Source organism: Ruegeria sp. YTSC192 (assembly GCF_059609705.1).
Window position 1 is genome coordinate 1 of sequence record NZ_JBXWMG010000020.1, and the last position, 17,076, is coordinate 17,076.

Consider the following 17,076-nt stretch of genomic DNA (forward strand, 5'->3'; position numbering starts at 1 on the left):
TGGCGAGGTCGAATTCCGCCAGATCGCGGACTGGATCATCGAAGTGGTCGACGGTCTGGCCGCCAATGGCGAAGACGAAAACGCTGCGGTCGAAGCCAAGGTCAAGGCCGAGGTCGCCGACCTCTGCGCCAAATTCCCGATCTATCCGAACCTGTAAGACGAAGGAAAAATACCATGAGCTTTTATTCAATCGACCAAGCCCCCGCACGCCTGAACCGCAGCGAGTTGGCGGTGCCCGGCAGCCAGCCTGGCATGTTCGAAAAAGCCGCCCAGGCGGATGTGGACGTTGTCTTCCTTGATCTGGAAGATGCTGTCGCGCCGGACGAAAAGGAACAGGCCCGAAAGAACATCATTGAGGCGCTGAACGATATCGACTGGGGCACCAAAACCATGTCGGTGCGTATCAACGGGCTGGACACCCACTACATGTATCGCGATGTAGTGGACGTGGTTGAACAGGCTGGCGAACGGCTGGACCTGATCATGATCCCCAAAGTTGGAACTGCCGCCGACGTCTATGCCGTAGACATGCTGGTCACTCAGATCGAAGACGCCAGAGGGTACAAGAACCGGATCGGGTTTGAACACATCATCGAAACCGCACTGGGTATGCAGAATGTCAGCGAAATCGCGGCTGCGTCGAAACGCAACGAAAGCCTGCATTTCGGGGTTGCCGACTATGCGGCGTCAACCCGTGCACGGACCACGATCATCGGCGGCGTAAACCCCGACTATTCCGTTCTGACTGACGCTGATGCAGATGGCGGGCGTATGACGCATTGGGGCGACATGTGGCACTATGCGCTGGCCCGCATGGTGGTCGCTGCGCGCGCCAACGGCCTACGTCCAATCGATGGACCCTTTGGTGACTTTCAGGACCCCGACGGGTATCGCGCCGCAGCAAAACGCGCCGCAGTTCTGGGCTGCGAAGGAAAATGGGCCATTCACCCCAGCCAGATTGCCCTGGCAAATGAGGTCATGTCGCCATCCGATGCCGAGGTCACCAAAGCCCAGCGTATCCTTGTCGCCATGGCCGAGGCTGAATCGGCGGGCAAAGGCGCTGTGTCGCTGGATGGCCGCCTGATCGACTATGCCTCGATCCGGCAGGCCGAGGTTTTGGTGGAAAAAGCAGGTCAGATTGCCGCGGCCTGACCAGAATTGTGACCGAGCAATTGTCAATAAACCTGCGGGACAGTGCCGCAGCCATCTTTGCTGCGGCAGTGGCCGCGGCAGATCCGGCTGCATCATTGCGCAGACGGTTACGGGCGGCACCTTTGCCTTCGCCACAACTGGGCGGACGCAGTATCCTGATTGCGATTGGGAAAGCTGCGCCTGCCATGATGGCAGAGGTATTGCAACACGTTCAGGGCGATCATGTCGCCCTTGCAGTGACGCACCCCGAAAACCAGACGCTCGTTCCCGGCGCAACGGTGTTGACCAGCGCGCACCCCATCCCGGATGAACGCGGCTTGAAAGCAGGGCGGCAGGTCCTCGCACTGCTCAGCGCTGCACGTAAGCAAGATCAGATCATTGCGCTGATTTCGGGCGGTGGTTCAGCCCTGGTCCCGGCACCCGTTGATGGATTGACCTTGTTGGACAAAATCGTAGTTAACGAGGTGTTACTGTCTTCCGGGCTGGACATCGTTCGGATGAACCTCGTGCGTCAACACCTGAGCCAGCTCAAAGGCGGGGGATTTCTGCGGCACGGCTCACCTGCCCCGGTGACAGCTTATATCCTTTCGGATGTGATCGGAGATGACTTGCGCGCGGTCGCCAGTGGACCAACCGCTGGACCAATAGGAAGCCACGCCGATGCCCGCAGGACCTGTATCGAGGCCGGGATATGGCATCGGCTACCTAAATCTGCCCGTACCCATCTAGAACGGAGTATTCCTGAACAAACCAAAGCGCTTGCGGCAACCAACCACCTGATCGGATCGAACACGATCAGTCTTGAAGCAGCATTGCGCTGTGCCGCACAGACCTGCCGGGCCGAAATTGTGTCCGACACATTGATTGGCGACGTGTCTGACGCAGCCGAACAGATTTTTCAGGCAGCCCAAGCCGCGCCTCGTGGCCACCCAACCGCCCTGCTATTTGGTGGTGAAACAACTGTACGCCTGCAAGGCTCAGGTCGTGGTGGGCGCAATCAGGAATTGGCGCTGCGCGTCGCTCAATTGGCGGAAGAACGCTCGATCCCCGGTAACTGGATCTTTCTTAGCGGTGGCACGGATGGCCGCGATGGGCCGACCCCGGCGGCGGGCGCAGTTGTGGATGCCGGAACATTCAGACGTATCCGCAAGGCAGGGCATGACCCTGCCGCCTTGCTGGCGAACAACGACAGTCACAAGGCTTTGACACTCTCGGGTGATCTTCTGATCACCGGCGCGACCGGGACCAATGTTGCAGACATTCAGGTCCTGCTTCGTGCTCCTGACGCGTGAGGCGTGGTGAACTCGGCAATCGCTGGGTTTGATCCATGCGATATTCTAGCTTTGAAGCCGTCCAAGAGCCGCCTATCCGCCACAAGGGCTGAATACCGACATGACGCGACCCGGAGCCCAGGCCGCTCTGAAAACGTAGTAGTTGGCAGCGGTCATGGTCCGGCGACAGCAGATTAGCTCGACAAGGTTTATGGGCACCGCGACGCGGTGATCAAAAAAGGCTCGATCACCGATTTCAGAATGGCCATAGAAATTTCATCGAACAGCAGAAACTCGATATCGGTTTCATTCCCTGCCAGCATGATTATTTTACTATCAGGAAAACTTGATGCTATGATAGCCCGAACTGACTGGGTATCGCAGCGCTGCTGCTTGCGCATCAGATCTGAACCAGTATAGCAGAACATTGAAAGCGAGACATTGAGGAAACGCGAAGCAGAAATGACAGTCAATCTGACGCAGGATCCACATTCCGTTCGAACAGGTGAACGCGAAAAGGTGCTCGAAGTTGCAATCGGTCGTGAGGTCCGTGCTTTTCGCAAAAAACAAAACATCACTGTCGCAGAACTCGGACAACTGACTGGCCTATCTATTGGTATGTTGTCAAAGATCGAAAACGGCAACACGTCGCCATCATTGACCACGTTGCAATTGTTAGCGGATGCATTGTCGGTGCCTCTGACCAGTTTTTTCCGCCAGTTCGAGGAACGACGAGAAGCTGTGCACACCAAGGCTGGCGAAGGTGTGGAACTGGAACGTGAAGGGACGCGCGCCAATCATCAATACAATTTGCTGGGACATATTGGCGCCAACGGTTCAGGCGTGATTGTCGAGCCTTATTTGATTACGTTGACTGTGGAATCTGACGTTTTCCCGACCTTCCAACACGGTGGGATTGAAACGATCTATATGCTTGATGGCGCTGTCGACTATCGCCACGGTGACAATATCTATTCGCTAAAGCCCGGTGATACTCTGTTCTTCGATGCGGATGCTCCTCATGGCCCAGAACGGCTGGTAAGCCTACCCGCGCGTTACCTTTCAGTGATCAGCTACCCGCAGACAAACTAACCTGTTTGCGCAGTAGGAAATCGGTGGGTCTATCGTAGCCCTTGTGGCTTCCCGTACCCACAATCGTAAATCCCAGCCGTGAAAACACGCGATGGTTCTCAGTGAGTTCGACACGAGTTTCTAATTTAAGCTCGGACAGGCCAAGAGTCACCGCGCGGCGCTCGGCATGGCCGATCATCGCTCTGCAGACGCCCTGCCCGCGCATCTGTTCCTGCACCGCCAGCTTTCCCAGGTACAGGCAATCCGGCTTTGGTGTCAGGAACATGCACCCAAAGAGAGGGCGACCAATGGCCCAGATCTCACCCCCGGCTTGGCAGTGAGCCTGCATACCTTTGACGGTGAGCCGATGAACCGAGGATGGTGGGTCGATCCTGCCGTCCATGTATTGGAATGACGTGCGCAGCAGCGCGAGCACGTCATAAAACGCCAAGGCATCATCCTCTAACCGCCAAATGGCTTTGTCCTGATCAGCCACGACCCATCCTGATGTCCACCTACTTTGACAAGGGCGGTTCGGTTTCCAGATCCGGCCAGATACCGGGCGAGGTTGGCAGTCCGTCGTCAAACTGGCTGAGGTAATCCAGCATCATGGGACGGTTGTCGATGAACCCTTTGTAAGTGGCCAGCTCATCCGGAAGATCGCGGATAACACGATGCAGGCGGCGACCCCATTTCGGTACGGTCATCAGATCCTGAAAACTGCACAGGTAACAGCGGATCGGGAATACGAGAGCATTTGACCGCGGCAACCGGAAGAAAGTCTGCAATTCAACCCGAAGATGCTGTTTGTGGGCAATGTTTTCAGGCGTGAGCGTTGTCTTCTGGATGCCCCATTTGTGATAGTTTTCCGGGCTGGTATCCAGCAACGGGTTCACTGTCATCGTCCAGTTCAGACGTCGCGCAGGAGCACCTTGCTGAATGTTCAGAAGGAATTTTAGCGCACGTTTGAATATTCCCATCTCATGCGCTTTCGGAACCGGTGCATGCCATTCGAAAAAGTTCATGCCAATGTCGAAATCCAGACTCCAGTCGGCCTGGGTCGTGACCATCCCCGCGTCCATCCACAACATCTCGTCCCGTTGATCCAACACAGCGAAATCGCCCTGTGCCTGACGGGTGATGTATTCCATTGGCCCGTAGGGCAGTGTGGTTTCGTCCATGAAGGTGAAACTGTGATCAATGCCCAGCGGCTTGTTGATCCAGCGCCACTGATTGCCATTGCGATGCAGCTCGAACAGGTCCGGATAGTCCTCAGACTTGCTGACCATGATCAGCTCCAGCAGATCCCAACCCGCCAAGGTCATATGCGGTAGAGACTGACAGCGCAGCGGATCCTGATCCAGTACGATCGCGCGGTCTTTCATCTCGGATACATAGTGTTCGTCTACGTCGAAACGCATCTCATAGACCGAGCCCTCGGGTCCGCCTCGGTGCTGTTCCATGTTGACCGAATACATGTAGCTGTCTTCGTGGAACGGGAACGGAAAGCGTTTGATCGCCCATTCCGAGTTGTGGAAGGTATAGTCGTCGCGGAAGGACTCGTCGTTGAATTGAATGGTCATGTTGGGCCTCCTCTCAGCGGTCCAGCACGAGGGACTTGCCCTCGAATCGCGATACACAGGGCATGATTTTCTTACCTGCTGCCTTTTCTTCATCAGTCAGCCAATGATCGCGGTGAACAAAGTTTCCGTCGTGATCCAGCACAACGGTTTCGCATTGACCGCAGGCCCCGCCGCGACACAGATACGGCGCATCCACACCCTCGCGTTCAATTGCTTCCAGCAGGCTTTCGTTTTCACCCACATGAATGACTTTGTCCGAGGTCGCCAAGCGCACTTCGAACGGTTTACCGGGTTGCGGGGCCAGAAACTCTTCGTAATGTACGCAGTCCTCGGGCCAGCCTTCTGCGGCGGCAGTGCTACACACCCAGTCGATCATCCCCTTGGGGCCACAGACATAGACATGCGTACCTAAAGGCTGCCCGCTGAGCAGGTTCTTTAGATCGATCTGCTGATTCTGGTCGTCGTAGTACAGATGCGTTTCGTTCGGGTGCCGGTCTGTTAGTTGCTCGGCATAAGATGCCAAGGCGGTGTTGCGGCAAGCATAATGCAGCTCCCAATGACCATGAAGAAGTTCCAGTTGCTTGATCTGTGCCAAAAACGGTGTGATCCCGATACCGCCGGCCAGAAACAGGTGCTTGCGGGCCCGCAAATCAAGCGAGAACAGGTTGACCGGGTAACTGATGGTCATCTCGTCGCCCAGCTTGACCTGACGGTGCATGAACAACGACCCGCCTCGGCCCTCGTCATCACGCCGAACCGAGATCGTATAAGATGACTGATCAAACGGGTCCGACATCAGGGAATAGGGATTCAGGCGGGTGATGCCGCCATCCTGCATTTCAACAACTGTATGGGCGCCGCCCGAAAACGTTGGCAATTGCCCACCATCGACGCGCTCAAACCGGAATCGAGTCACCAATTCGTTCAGCGGGGTAATTTCGGTTACTTTGACCTGAATTTTCTCGGCACCACTCATTCATAGATCCCCTTCGGCTCGGGCACGTTGCCATGGTCCTCGGCATCAACGCGGACACCCTGATACGCGGCAAGGCGGCGGGAATAGTGGTCACGCACAAACAGGTTGAGCCCACAATGCGCGCAGATGAACGGATCGACCTCGACATCTTCGGTGACGCCTTTGCAGTGTACGCACTGCATTCGGCGCGCGACCGAGCCGCGATGTTCGGTCTGAATCGCAGTATGCGGAAGACCCGCAGCCATCACTTCATTCATGGCCTGACCCATCATGCCCTCAGAGCCGGTCAGATAAACCTGCAACCCCATATGCGCGTCTTCCAACACGCGGCGAATACGATGCAGCGCGGCTGCATAAGACGGACCTTCGTAGAATTGCGCAGGATTCAGCGCCTGCAGCTTTTCCGAGAAGTCCGTCCCCTTGGGGATGTAGATCAGATGCGTTTTGGCCATCAGGTCGGGTGTCGCGATGTCAATTACGGCCTCGGCGCCTTCGGCTTCGGCGATCATGAAATGATGTTCACCTGAGCGAACCTCTAGCGTGCCCCAGACCGGGCGGCTTGCGATTGACTTGGGAAATTCGAACTTTGACATTGTGCCCTCAAATAGGAAAAGGGCGCCTCGGTGTATCCGTCGCGCCCTTGATACTCAGCCTTTTGCGGTTCTGATCGATTTGTCCTGATCGTAGAACGGCATCTCTTCCGCAGTCGCCGCAATCTCTGTCCCATCGCCGTTGCGCACTGTCAGCTTAGTGCCTGGTGAGGCACAGGCGACCGGCATCCGCGCGATGCCCACATTGTGGCCATTGATTTCGGAGTACATACCGAAAGTGACAACACCGACCTTTTCACCGTTCTGCAGCAGGTCGGCACCCTCATCCGCCGGGGTGGTGCCGTCCAGTTTGACACCATAGATCTTGAACCGCTCTTTGCCTTGCGATGCATAGTGGTTCTCGGCTCCGATGAAGCCGGTTTTTCCAGGTGACACAGTGAATTCCAGACCCAGCTCCCAAAGCGTATCACCGCAGGTTTCATCGTCGAACGGATAGGTTTCCGAGTTATCACCGGGATAAAACAGCAGGTAGCTTTCGGTGCGCAACAGATCGAGCGTCGAGAACTGAACCGGGACGATGCCCATGTCTTTGCCTTCGGCCAGAATGTTGTCCCACAGGTGCACCGCATGTTTGGCCTGACAGAAAATTTCATACCCGCGCTCGCCGGTATAGCCGGTCCGTGAAATCATCACCGGGCAACCATAGAGTTTGGTCTGCATGATGCCGAAGTAAGCCAGATCGCGAATTCCGGGAATGTGCTTGGCCAGGAAATCAACGGCGACCGGTCCCTGAAGAGACATGTCATGCATGTCGTCGTCAAAGATGACCGAACAGTTCTTTCCAGCCGCAACCGATGTCAGCTGCTCCATACCTGTCCCCGTGCCATGCACGACAAGCCACGTATTCACCGAGAGGCGGTAGATGATGCAATCATCGATAAACTTGCCTTCGGAATTCAGGATCGACGCGTAAGTCGACCGGCCTGGCATGATTTTTTCCACATTCCGCGTGGTGACACGGTCAATGACATAGGCCGCATCTTCGCCGACTACGTGAACCTTTTTCAGACCTGACACATCCATCAGCCCTGCCTTGGTGCGAATCGCTTCGTAGTCGGCTTTTGCGCGTTCCGGGCTATGGTCGTAGAACCATGCGGTCCCCATACCGTTCCAGTCTTCTAGCTCGCCGCCGATTTCGGCATGGCGCTGCGCAAGGGCGGACGTCCTCCATAGAATGGCCATTGTTCAGCTCTCCCGTTGATTGCTTTTTTGTTGACCATATTGAGGCCGATGTCGGATCGAAAATCAACACCCATGTGCAGAATATTTTCCTACTGGGAATATTAGGCTGCGTTTTCTGCACCCTGAGAAAATTGCCAGAGTTGATAAAAGCATATATTTATCAATGCCATAATCCGGTCTTCAGCATGTATGACTGTGCGTGCGCCAAATACCCAATAGATATTTGCCCAACATATCTATTGACAGGTCGTCAATGAGATTGTCCCCTGAGTAGATAAATATTCCCAGCAGGAAATCCATCGCAGAACAACTTCCTGCTGCAACAATAGGGAGACAACAAAGTGGATGGTAATCTAAATGCACTAACCACGGTCTTTACCGAGTTTTACTACTGGGTAACGGTCGTTTTCATGTTCCTCATCCATGTGGGCTTTTGCATGTACGAGGTCGGCGCAAGTCGGGCCCGTAACCATATGCACACATTGATGAAAAACATCATGATCATCCCGCTGGTGACGATCACATTTTTCTTCTTCGGATGGTGGATTTATTGGGCGTTTCCAAACTTCCCCTTCTGGGGCGGTCTCGACACCGAAGCGGGTGCTGCGAATCTACCTTGGGCAGACACGATGGCAACCAACCTGGGCGACAGAATCACTGGGGTCTTCTGGGCCGCATTCCTGTTGTTCTCTTGGACAGCTGCCTCGATCGTTTCGGGTTCCGTCATCGAACGGATCAGATCTTCGGCCTTATGGGTACATGCCGTCATGATCGGTTCGGTCTGGTGGATAATTGACGCTGCATGGGGCTGGCATTACGGCGGCTGGATGGTGCGAATTCTTGGCTACCACGATGCCTATGCTTCCGGGGTTATCCACGCAATTGCAGGCGGTTACGCACTTGGCGTGATTATGGTCCTGGGCCCGCGTCTTGGCAAATTTGCCAAGGATGGCACGCCGCGGGACATTCCACCTCACAACCCTTGGCTGCTGACCATCGGGATTTTCCTGATCTACACTGGTTTCTGGGGTTTCTACGCCGCATGCAATGTGCCTGTGATTTCGCCGGAAGGTATCGACGGCCAGATCACCGGTGTGACCTGGACCGCAACCAATATTTATCTGGCACCAACCACGCTTTCAGCGATTACTTTCAACTTCCTCATGTCGCTGTCCGGCGGCCTGATGGCGGCCTATGTGATCTCGAAGGGTGATGCGTTCTGGACCTTCTCAGGCGGGCTTGCCGGGATTATCACAGCTTCGGCCGGGAACGACCTGTATCACCCGATCCAGGCGATGATCATTGCCGCTATTGGTGTCGTGATCGTGTACAAACTGCACTATTGGGTTGAGCGCCGGTTCAAACTGGACGACGCAGTAGGCGCAGTCGCGGTACATGGCTATGCCGGTTTTGTTGGGCTGGTGATCTCGGGCTTTGTCCTGTGGGGCGTGCCGTCCTCGCCATACGAAGGTTATGCCACAATCAATCCGATCGGTCAGATCACCGGCGCGGTCATCATGTTCTTTGTACTGGGCTTCCTGCCCGGCTGGATTCTGGCAAAAATTCAGGCGGCCGCAGGTGTGCTCCGCATCCCGGAAGAGGTTGAACTTCAGGGTCTCGATTATGCCGAGCACCATGCCTACGAAGACGCCAAAGCAGCAATTATCCAAGCTGATAAAGAAGAACTCGCTGCCCGCGGCGTCGCAGCTAAGTAAGGGAGTAAGACATGTCTACAAACGGATACTCAAACTGGGCAGTCGATCTTGCCGAAGTCGGACCGATTTATCCCTTCCAGGGTTACGAAGTTCTAATGTTCATCATTGGCCTGGCGTTCTGGATCGGATGGCATCGCATCCAGTTCGTCCGCGAACGTGAGCACCTTGAAAAGGCGCGCCACACCGGAGACGAAGAGAAGGTGAAGGCGCAGTTGGAAAGATACTAACCCAGCTCTGAAAGCCGGCGATGGGCGCGAGAACTACATATGCGCCCATTGCCTGCTAGTAATATTTTATTCCTGTGATTATTGCCTTCCCGACACATTGTTGATAGCATCGAATCGAAACGAAACACACAAAGGAGATCGGCCAGCCATGTGCGGGATTGTAGGATTATTCCTTAAGGACCAGTCGCTTTCACCCAAATTGGGTGAGATGTTGACAGACATGCTGATTACCATGACAGATCGCGGCCCCGACAGTGCGGGCATTGCGATCTATCGTGATGGTTTGCAAGGTCAGAGCAAGCTGACGCTGCAATCTGCAAACCCCGAAACAGATTTCGCGGGTCTGGCCGACGAATTGGGTCGGGTTCTGGGTGGACCGGTCACGCAGTCAGACAACGATACACATACCGTGTTGAATATTCCTGCAGGCCGCTTTGAAGACGCACGCGCGGCGCTTGCGGAAATCAGGCCGTCGGTTCGGATCATGAGCCATGGCGATATGCTGGAAATCTACAAAGAGGTCGGTCTGCCAAAGGACGTGGCTGCTCGCTTTGATATCTCGGCAATGACTGGCACGCATGGCATCGGCCACACGCGCATGGCCACGGAATCCGCGGTCACGACGATGGGGGCGCACCCGTTCAACACTGGATTGGACCAGTGCCTTGTGCACAACGGCTCGTTGTCGAACCACAACTCGCTGCGCCGCAAGCTGCGCCGTGAAGGGGTTGTCATCCAAACAGAAAACGACACCGAAGTTGGGGCCGCCTACCTGACCTGGAAGATGATGAACGGCGCCTCTCTGGGCGAAGCGCTGCAATCCAGCCTGGATGATCTGGATGGCTTTTTCAACTTCGTCGTGGGCACCAAGGACGGGTTCGGCGTAGTGCGCGATCCGATTGCCTGCAAGCCGGCGGTAATGGCCGAGACCGATCAATATGTGGCCTTTGGCAGCGAATACCGCGCTCTGGTCAACTTGCCGGGTATTGAAGATGCAAAGGTTTGGGAGCCCGAACCCTCGACAGTTTATTTCTGGTCGCACAACGACAGCCCAACAACCCACGAAAAGGCCGCCTGACATGCAGACTTATGATGTATCTGAAAGCGGCTTGCGTGGTTTGAACGCGGCGTTGCAGGCACAAAGCAAAGACACCAACCAAACCACCTGGGAGGTGCAGAACCCCAAGGGCAGCCACGCGATTGCCGTGGGTCTGGATGCGCCGATCGAGGTGACCGTGAAGGGCTCGACAGGTTACTATTGCGCGGGGATGAACCAGCAAGCGACCATCAAGGTTGAGGGTTCGGTGGGTCCCGGTGTGGCCGAGAACATGATGTCGGGCACGGTCATGGTCGATGGCGACGCCAGCCAGTACGCCGGGGCGACCGGGCACGGAGGGCTGCTGGTGGTCAAGGGCAATGCGTCCTCGCGCTGCGGGATCTCGATGAAAGGGATCGATATCGTCGTGCACGGCAATATTGGCCACATGTCGGCTTTCATGGCGCAACAGGGCAATCTGGTGGTCTGCGGCGACGCGGGCGATGCGCTGGGGGATTCCCTCTACGAGGCGCGGCTGTTCGTGCGCGGTTCGGTCAAGAGCCTGGGCGCAGATTGCATCGAGAAAGAGATGCGCCCCGAGCATCTTGAGATCCTGGCCGATCTGCTGGAACGCGCCGAAAGCGACGCAAAACCCGAAGAGTTCAAGCGCTACGGATCGGCCCGCAAGCTCTATAACTTCGACGTCGACAACGCACAGGATTACTAAGGGACATGAAAGATATGGACAATAACGGTATTCCGCGCACGGTCCCGATCCAGTCGGCGACCTTTACCAACCCGATCAATGCCGAAATCCGCCGCGCGGCGGCCACTGGCATCTATGACATTCGCGGTGGCGGCGCCAAACGCAAGGTCCCACATTTTGACGACCTGCTGTTTCTGGGCGCCTCGGTGTCGCGCTACCCGCTGGAGGGCTACCGCGAGAAATGTGACACCAGCGTCACGCTGGGCACCCGCTTTGCCAAGAACCCGATCCAGCTGGATATTCCGATCACCATCGCAGGCATGAGCTTTGGGGCGCTGTCGGGTCCTGCGAAAGAGGCCCTGGGCCGCGGCGCGTCGGCGGCGGGAACCTCGACCACTACTGGTGATGGTGGAATGACCCCCGAAGAACGTGGCCATTCGACCAAGTTGGTCTATCAATATCTGCCGTCACGCTATGGGATGAACCCCAACGACCTGCGCAAGGCCGACGCGATCGAGATCGTGGTGGGGCAGGGGGCCAAGCCCGGTGGCGGCGGCATGTTGCTGGGTCAGAAGATCAGCGACCGCGTGGCCGAGATGCGGACCCTGCCCAAAGGGATCGACCAGCGCTCGGCCTGTCGTCATCCGGACTGGACCGGGCCGGATGATCTGGAAATCAAGATCCTTGAACTGCGCGAAATCACCAACTGGCAGGTGCCGATCTACGTCAAGGTTGGCGCGACACGGCCCTACTACGATACTGCGCTGGCGGTGAAGGCCGGGGCCGATGTTGTGGTGATGGACGGGATGCAGGGCGGCACGGCAGCCACGCAGGACGTCTTTATTGAACATGTGGGCATTCCGACATTGGCCTGTATCCGCCCGGCCGTACAGGCGTTGCAGGATCTGGGTGTTCACCGCGAAGTGCAGCTCGTGATCTCGGGCGGCATTCGCACCGGCGCTGATGTTGCCAAGGCGATGGCCCTTGGCGCGGACGCGGTTGCCATTGGGACGGCAGCGCTCATCGCGCTTGGCGACAACGATCCGAAGTGGGAATCCGAATATCAGAAGCTGGGCACCACCACCGGCGCCTATGATGACTGGCACGAAGGGTTGGACCCGGCAGGGATCACCACGCAGGACCCCGAACTGGCTGCGCGTCTCGATCCGGTTGATGCCGGTCGCCGGTTGCGAAACTACCTGAAAGTGATGACGCTCGAGGCGCAAACCATTGCGCGCGCCTGCGGTCACAATCACCTGCACAACCTCGAACCCGAGGATCTGTGCGCCCTGACAATGGAGGCGGCGGCGATGGCCAAAGTACCACTGGCGGGCACCGACTGGTACCCCGGAAAGGCCGGGTTCTGATTTGTTAAACGACAAAAGGCGTGGCCCTAAAGGGCGGCGCCTTTCTTCTATCGAAACGCATCAACAGGGAAAGGAAAGCCGACCATGACAACAGATCTGGCTGCTTTCGCCAAGGAAAAAGGCGTCAAATACTTCATGATCTCGTTCACCGATCTATTCGGTGGACAGCGGGCCAAGCTGGTCCCCGCGCAAGCGATTGCCGACATGCAGGAGGACGGCGCAGGTTTTGCCGGATTTGCCACCTGGCTGGACATGACGCCCGCACATCCTGACATGCTGGCGGTGCCGGACCCGTCCTCGGTCATCCAACTGCCATGGAAGCCCGAGGTCGCCTGGGTCGCTGGCAACTGCGTGATGGAAGGCCAAGACGTCGCGCAAGCGCCGCGCAACGTACTGCGCCGCCTGATCGATGAGGCCGCCGCGGAAGGGATGCACGTCAAAACCGGGATCGAGGCGGAGTTCTTTTTGCTGACCCCCGATGGCGAACAGATCAGCGATCCGTTCGATACCGCCGAAAAGCCTTGCTATGACCAACAGGCGGTGATGCGTCGCTATGATGTGGTGCGCGAGATCTGCGACTACATGCTTGAACTGGGCTGGGGTCCCTATCAGAACGACCACGAAGACGCCAATGGCCAGTTCGAGATGAACTGGGAATTCGATGACGCTCTACGCACCGCCGACAAACATTCCTTCTTCAAGTTCATGACCAAATCGGTCGCCGAAAAGCATGGGCTTCGGGCAACCTTCATGCCTAAGCCGGTCGAGGGGCTGACGGGCAATGGCTGCCATGCCCATATCTCGGTCTGGGATGCGCCGGGGTCGGATGCGAAAACCAACGTATTTGCCGGTGAGGGCGACGGTCCGACCGGTGAAGTCGGATTGGGAGAACGCGGCAAGCATTTTCTGGGCGGCATCATGAAACACGCCAGCGCTTTGGCGGCAATCACCAACCCTACGGTGAACAGTTACAAGCGGATCAACGCCCCGCGCACCATGTCCGGTGCGACATGGGCCCCCAACACCGTGACCTGGACCGGCAACAACCGCACCCACATGGTCCGCGTCCCTGGCCCTGGACGGTTCGAACTGCGCCTGCCCGACGGCGCGACCAACCCCTATCTGCTGCAGGCGGTGATCATTGCGGCGGGCCTGTCTGGCATTCGGTCCAAAGCTGATCCGGGCAAGCGCTGGGACATTGATATGTACGCCGAAGGCCACAAAGTACGCGGCGCCCCAAAACTGCCCTTGAACATGCTTGATGCCCTTCGGGAATATGACAAGGACAAGGGCCTAAAGGCGATGATGGGGGCCGAATTCTCTTCAGCGTTCCTGAAGATGAAGCATCAGGAATGGAATTCGTTTGTGTCCCACTTCTCTCGCTGGGAAAAAGAAAACACATTGGACATCTGATCCATTGTTCCAGACGACGCTCGGGGCCGCAGTTTGATCTGTGGCCCTGCGCTCTTTAACCACGCTGCAACTTTGGCCGCATGAATGTTCTGATTTTTCAACATACACCGGGCGAAAACCCAGGCGCGTTTCTTGAACATATCGCGTCGCATGGCGACACCGCCCGGATCGTACACCTTCATGAAGGGCAGTCAGCCCCCGACCTGACAGGTTTCGATCTGCTGCTTGTCCTGGGCGGCCCCATGGATGTCTGGGAAACCGAGGCTCATCCTTGGCTTGTCGCGGAGAAACTGGCCATCAAGACGTGGGTTCAGGATTTCCAGCGGCCGTATTTCGGCATTTGTCTGGGCCATCAATTGTTAGTTGATGCACTTGGTGGGCGTTGTGCGCCCATGACCCAGCCTGAAATCGGTGTGTTGCCAGTCAATCTTAACAACAGCGTGCAACATGATCCGCTTTTCGGTTCCCTGCCCCGACAATTCCAAGCGCTTCATTGGCATGGGGTTGAGGCTATTGAACTGCCTCCCGAGACGGCAATTCTAGCGCGATCCGATGGGTGCGCCGTTCAAGCCATACGCGTATCGGATTGCGCGTGGGGCGTACAGTTTCACCCCGAACTTGTTCAGGGCACGATCCAGTCATGGATGAGCGATCCTGCCAACCATCAATGCGCCGTGGAATGGCTTGGATCCGCGGATGCAGCACACAACATGGTCTCTGAAACTGACAAAATTTCTGAAGAGCAATTCAGGATGACGTCCGGCATCTATGCCAGATTGCGACAGATCTGATCACGGGTAATCAGTCATGAACTTCAAGGTTCTTTCCGCTGTCTGCCTCAACCCTCCAGTCGGGCACGTCGTTGATCAGCATCAAAGCAGCACGACGCAAGGTTACGCGCATTTTGTCCACCACCGGACCGTCCATTCCGCAATCCGCCAATGCGGCGTCAAAGGTGTCCAGCCAAAGCTCGGCGTCAGCCTCACGTATCGGCACATGCGCGTGGATTTCTCGCAAGTCCATATGACCAAATCGCTCACGATAATAGGCACGACCGCCCAAAAACCCGCTCAGGAATTCAAACTGCGCCTGTCTTGTATGTGATAATCCATGACCGCGGAAATGTAGCCTATGCAACGAATACGCCGCCGGGTCAGTCTCCATCCGGTCATAGAACTGTTCAACGAGAGCACGCAGCTTTTTTTCACCACCAAGTTGGCTCAAAGCTGATGACATAGGTCTCTTCTCCGGCTTGATGTTGTCAATAATTATTGCATATCAGGAATATTAGTTTATCTCCAGTGACATGTCGGCGCGGTTGAAATTGAAAGTCAGACACAGAAATTCCTGGAGCATTCGGCTGGACGAGGCGGCCGGGTGAGCGCCCTTGCGTTGGGTCTGCTGGCTGCTTTGTGCTGGGGCTTTCACGATCTCGCCGTACGATATGTCAGCCAAACCGTAAACATCTTTGCGGCATTGATGGCCGTATTGGTTGCCGGGGCCATGCTACAGTTCGGACTTGTTGCAATCTGGGCAGGGTTCGCCCCCATCTCCGCCGAGGCAATGTATTACGCGGTTGCAGCGGGCGGCTTCTATTTGTTGGCTGGTCTAAGCTTGTATGCTGCGTTTCAGCGCGGGCCCGTACGTCTGGTTGCCCCGCTTGTCGCCAGCTATCCCGTTTTGTCAGTCACACTTGCAATATGGCGCGGTTCCGAGGTTAGCATCTGGCATTGGCTGGCGATCATTGCCATTGGTTTCGGCGTGGCAATTGTGTCCGCGCGATCTGAGGGCGACAGCGCGGAATATCCTGCCGCCGGGCCGACGATTGCTTTTTCCATACTTGCTGCAATCGGGTTCGCTGCGACATTCGCGTTAGGGCAGTATGCAGCTGAACTGGGCAGCGAGTTCATTGTTTCGCTGATTGGGCGCCTGACAGCCATCTTTGCACTGGCGGTAACCGCCATTGTATCACGTAAGTCACTTTGGCCGTGCACTCAGGCCCTACCCCTATTGTGCCTGATGGGGGCGCTCGATGCGGTGGCGCTTCTGTGCGTAGTATCTGCCGGGGGTTTGCCCAATGCCCAATATGCATCCGTCGCAGCCTCTATCTTCGGGCTACTGACGGTTGTTTTGGCTTGGGCGATCTTGAAAGAGAAAATGGCAACATCTCAATGGTTTGGTTGTCTCATAGCGTTTGCCGGAATTGGCTATCTCGCGATTTGAACATCCGCTCGACTATAGCGATTTCATGAGCCCGATGGGCCGCTACAGCGCTGTTCAACACACAATCAACTTCGCCAGGACGAACCGGCCCAGGATGATTCCATGCGCCAGGTCGTATGAGGTCTTTGTATCGCTGTAATTCACCTCGCAGGTTGAGAACATCAATATGCGCAGGCGCATCAGGCAATAGGAGTACAGCATAGACATCCGCCGCCTCGTTCAGTTGTTTGATCTGAGCCCGGCACTCATCCTGCGACATATCCTTGCCCCAAAGTTGCTGTTCCAACGCCATGCCATTTCGTGCCGTACGGGTGATCAAGGCGCGGACCCGCGCTGCATTTGTCGGAGATTGGCCAATGCAGACGATGACCATACGCACCGTTTGGCCTGCAATATGCCAGTATTGTTGCGCACTGGTGCTGCTAGATTTTCTACCGGTTGAAGCGCCAGTTGTGAGGCTCAGGCAGTCAGGCCTTCGGGCTCTGGCAGTTTGTTTGCGCGGCATGCTGCTGTGACGGTGTTGGCCAGCAGGCAGGCGATGGT

Annotated in this window: 19 protein-coding genes and 1 pseudogene; 12 read left to right on the forward strand and 8 right to left on the reverse strand. The window is 56.4% G+C overall.

Annotated features, from left to right (window positions below; genetic code table 11):
• The 3 genes and pseudogenes from glyA to AC2FD8_RS19455 all read left to right on the forward strand — a co-directional run.
• Positions 1–157, forward strand: a pseudogene (gene glyA / locus AC2FD8_RS19445) (serine hydroxymethyltransferase); the annotation flags it as partial.
• A gap of 17 nt (positions 158–174) precedes the next feature.
• Positions 175–1,152: an HpcH/HpaI aldolase/citrate lyase family protein gene (locus tag AC2FD8_RS19450; RefSeq protein WP_496858892.1), complete on the forward strand. Its 978-nt coding sequence runs from the start codon at positions 175–177 to the stop codon at positions 1,150–1,152.
• Positions 1,153–1,160: 8 nt separating this feature from the next.
• Entirely contained in the window at positions 1,161–2,444 is a 1,284-nt protein-coding gene (locus AC2FD8_RS19455) for a glycerate kinase type-2 family protein (RefSeq protein ID WP_496858894.1), read from the forward strand.
• A gap of 188 nt (positions 2,445–2,632) precedes the next feature.
• On the opposite strand, the gene AC2FD8_RS19460 is transcribed toward AC2FD8_RS19455, so the two are convergent.
• Positions 2,633–2,896, reverse strand: a complete 264-nt coding sequence (locus tag AC2FD8_RS19460) for a hypothetical protein (RefSeq protein ID WP_496858896.1) — start codon at positions 2,894–2,896, stop codon at positions 2,633–2,635.
• Between AC2FD8_RS19460 and AC2FD8_RS19465 the strand changes: the two genes are divergently transcribed.
• The gene (locus AC2FD8_RS19465; RefSeq protein WP_496821068.1) at positions 2,886–3,515 is read left to right on the forward strand and encodes a helix-turn-helix domain-containing protein; all 630 of its coding nucleotides are present in this window, start codon (positions 2,886–2,888) and stop codon (positions 3,513–3,515) included. The genes AC2FD8_RS19460 and AC2FD8_RS19465 overlap by 11 nt on opposite strands.
• Here AC2FD8_RS19465 and AC2FD8_RS19470 read toward each other — a convergent pair.
• Genes AC2FD8_RS19470 through AC2FD8_RS19490 form a run of 5 tightly spaced genes read right to left on the reverse strand, consistent with a single transcriptional unit; the run spans position 3,493 to position 7,846 of the window.
• A complete protein-coding gene (locus AC2FD8_RS19470; protein WP_496858898.1) occupies positions 3,493–3,990 on the reverse strand; it encodes a GNAT family N-acetyltransferase in 498 nt (165 codons plus the stop codon). The genes AC2FD8_RS19465 and AC2FD8_RS19470 overlap by 23 nt on opposite strands.
• A 19-nt stretch (positions 3,991–4,009) precedes the next feature.
• On the reverse strand, positions 4,010–5,077 hold the full coding sequence (locus AC2FD8_RS19475) for a heme-dependent oxidative N-demethylase family protein (RefSeq protein ID WP_496858899.1): 1,068 nt from the start codon (positions 5,075–5,077) through the stop codon (positions 4,010–4,012).
• Positions 5,078–5,090: 13 nt separating this feature from the next.
• The gene (locus AC2FD8_RS19480; protein WP_496858901.1) at positions 5,091–6,053 is read right to left on the reverse strand and encodes a PDR/VanB family oxidoreductase; all 963 of its coding nucleotides are present in this window, start codon (positions 6,051–6,053) and stop codon (positions 5,091–5,093) included.
• Complete coding sequence (locus tag AC2FD8_RS19485; protein WP_496858902.1) at positions 6,050–6,646, reverse strand: dimethylamine monooxygenase subunit DmmA family protein; 597 nt, start codon at positions 6,644–6,646, stop codon at positions 6,050–6,052. The genes AC2FD8_RS19480 and AC2FD8_RS19485 overlap by 4 nt, the downstream gene beginning before the upstream one ends.
• A 54-nt stretch (positions 6,647–6,700) precedes the next feature.
• Entirely contained in the window at positions 6,701–7,846 is a 1,146-nt protein-coding gene (locus AC2FD8_RS19490) for an aminomethyl transferase family protein (RefSeq protein WP_496858904.1), read from the reverse strand.
• 341 nt (positions 7,847–8,187) lie between these two features.
• On the opposite strand from AC2FD8_RS19490, the gene AC2FD8_RS19495 reads away from it, so the two are divergent.
• From AC2FD8_RS19495 to AC2FD8_RS19525, 7 genes are all read left to right on the forward strand, one after another.
• The gene (locus AC2FD8_RS19495) at positions 8,188–9,561 is read left to right on the forward strand and encodes an ammonium transporter (RefSeq protein WP_496858906.1); all 1,374 of its coding nucleotides are present in this window, start codon (positions 8,188–8,190) and stop codon (positions 9,559–9,561) included.
• An 11-nt stretch (positions 9,562–9,572) separates the two neighbouring features.
• Positions 9,573–9,788 carry a hypothetical protein gene (locus AC2FD8_RS19500; protein WP_496821059.1) on the forward strand — a complete coding sequence of 72 codons (216 nt, stop codon included), beginning with the start codon at positions 9,573–9,575 and terminating at the stop codon, positions 9,786–9,788.
• Between the two features lie 148 nt (positions 9,789–9,936).
• Entirely contained in the window at positions 9,937–10,866 is a 930-nt protein-coding gene (locus AC2FD8_RS19505) for a class II glutamine amidotransferase (protein WP_496858908.1), read from the forward strand.
• 1 nt (position 10,867) lies between these two features.
• A complete protein-coding gene (locus AC2FD8_RS19510; RefSeq protein ID WP_496858909.1) occupies positions 10,868–11,551 on the forward strand; it encodes a protein GlxC in 684 nt (227 codons plus the stop codon).
• Between the two features lie 14 nt (positions 11,552–11,565).
• Positions 11,566–12,897: an FMN-binding glutamate synthase family protein gene (locus tag AC2FD8_RS19515; RefSeq protein WP_496858921.1), complete on the forward strand. Its 1,332-nt coding sequence runs from the start codon at positions 11,566–11,568 to the stop codon at positions 12,895–12,897.
• A gap of 84 nt (positions 12,898–12,981) precedes the next feature.
• On the forward strand, positions 12,982–14,310 hold the full coding sequence (gene glnT, locus AC2FD8_RS19520; RefSeq protein ID WP_496858911.1) for a type III glutamate--ammonia ligase: 1,329 nt from the start codon (positions 12,982–12,984) through the stop codon (positions 14,308–14,310).
• An 80-nt stretch (positions 14,311–14,390) separates the two neighbouring features.
• Positions 14,391–15,101 (forward strand): type 1 glutamine amidotransferase, encoded by a 711-nt coding sequence (locus AC2FD8_RS19525; RefSeq protein ID WP_496858913.1) that lies wholly within the window; start codon positions 14,391–14,393, stop codon positions 15,099–15,101.
• Positions 15,102–15,111: 10 nt separating this feature from the next.
• On the opposite strand, the gene AC2FD8_RS19530 is transcribed toward AC2FD8_RS19525, so the two are convergent.
• Positions 15,112–15,546, reverse strand: a complete 435-nt coding sequence (locus AC2FD8_RS19530; RefSeq protein WP_496858915.1) for a group II truncated hemoglobin — start codon at positions 15,544–15,546, stop codon at positions 15,112–15,114.
• Positions 15,547–15,687: 141 nt separating this feature from the next.
• On the opposite strand from AC2FD8_RS19530, the gene AC2FD8_RS19535 reads away from it, so the two are divergent.
• Positions 15,688–16,533, forward strand: a complete 846-nt coding sequence (locus AC2FD8_RS19535) for an EamA family transporter (protein WP_496858917.1) — start codon at positions 15,688–15,690, stop codon at positions 16,531–16,533.
• Here AC2FD8_RS19535 and AC2FD8_RS19540 read toward each other — a convergent pair.
• On the reverse strand, positions 16,496–17,076 hold a 581-nt coding region (locus tag AC2FD8_RS19540), incomplete at its 5' end, for a hypothetical protein (RefSeq protein WP_496858919.1). The two genes, AC2FD8_RS19535 and AC2FD8_RS19540, sit on opposite strands and share 38 nt — an antisense overlap.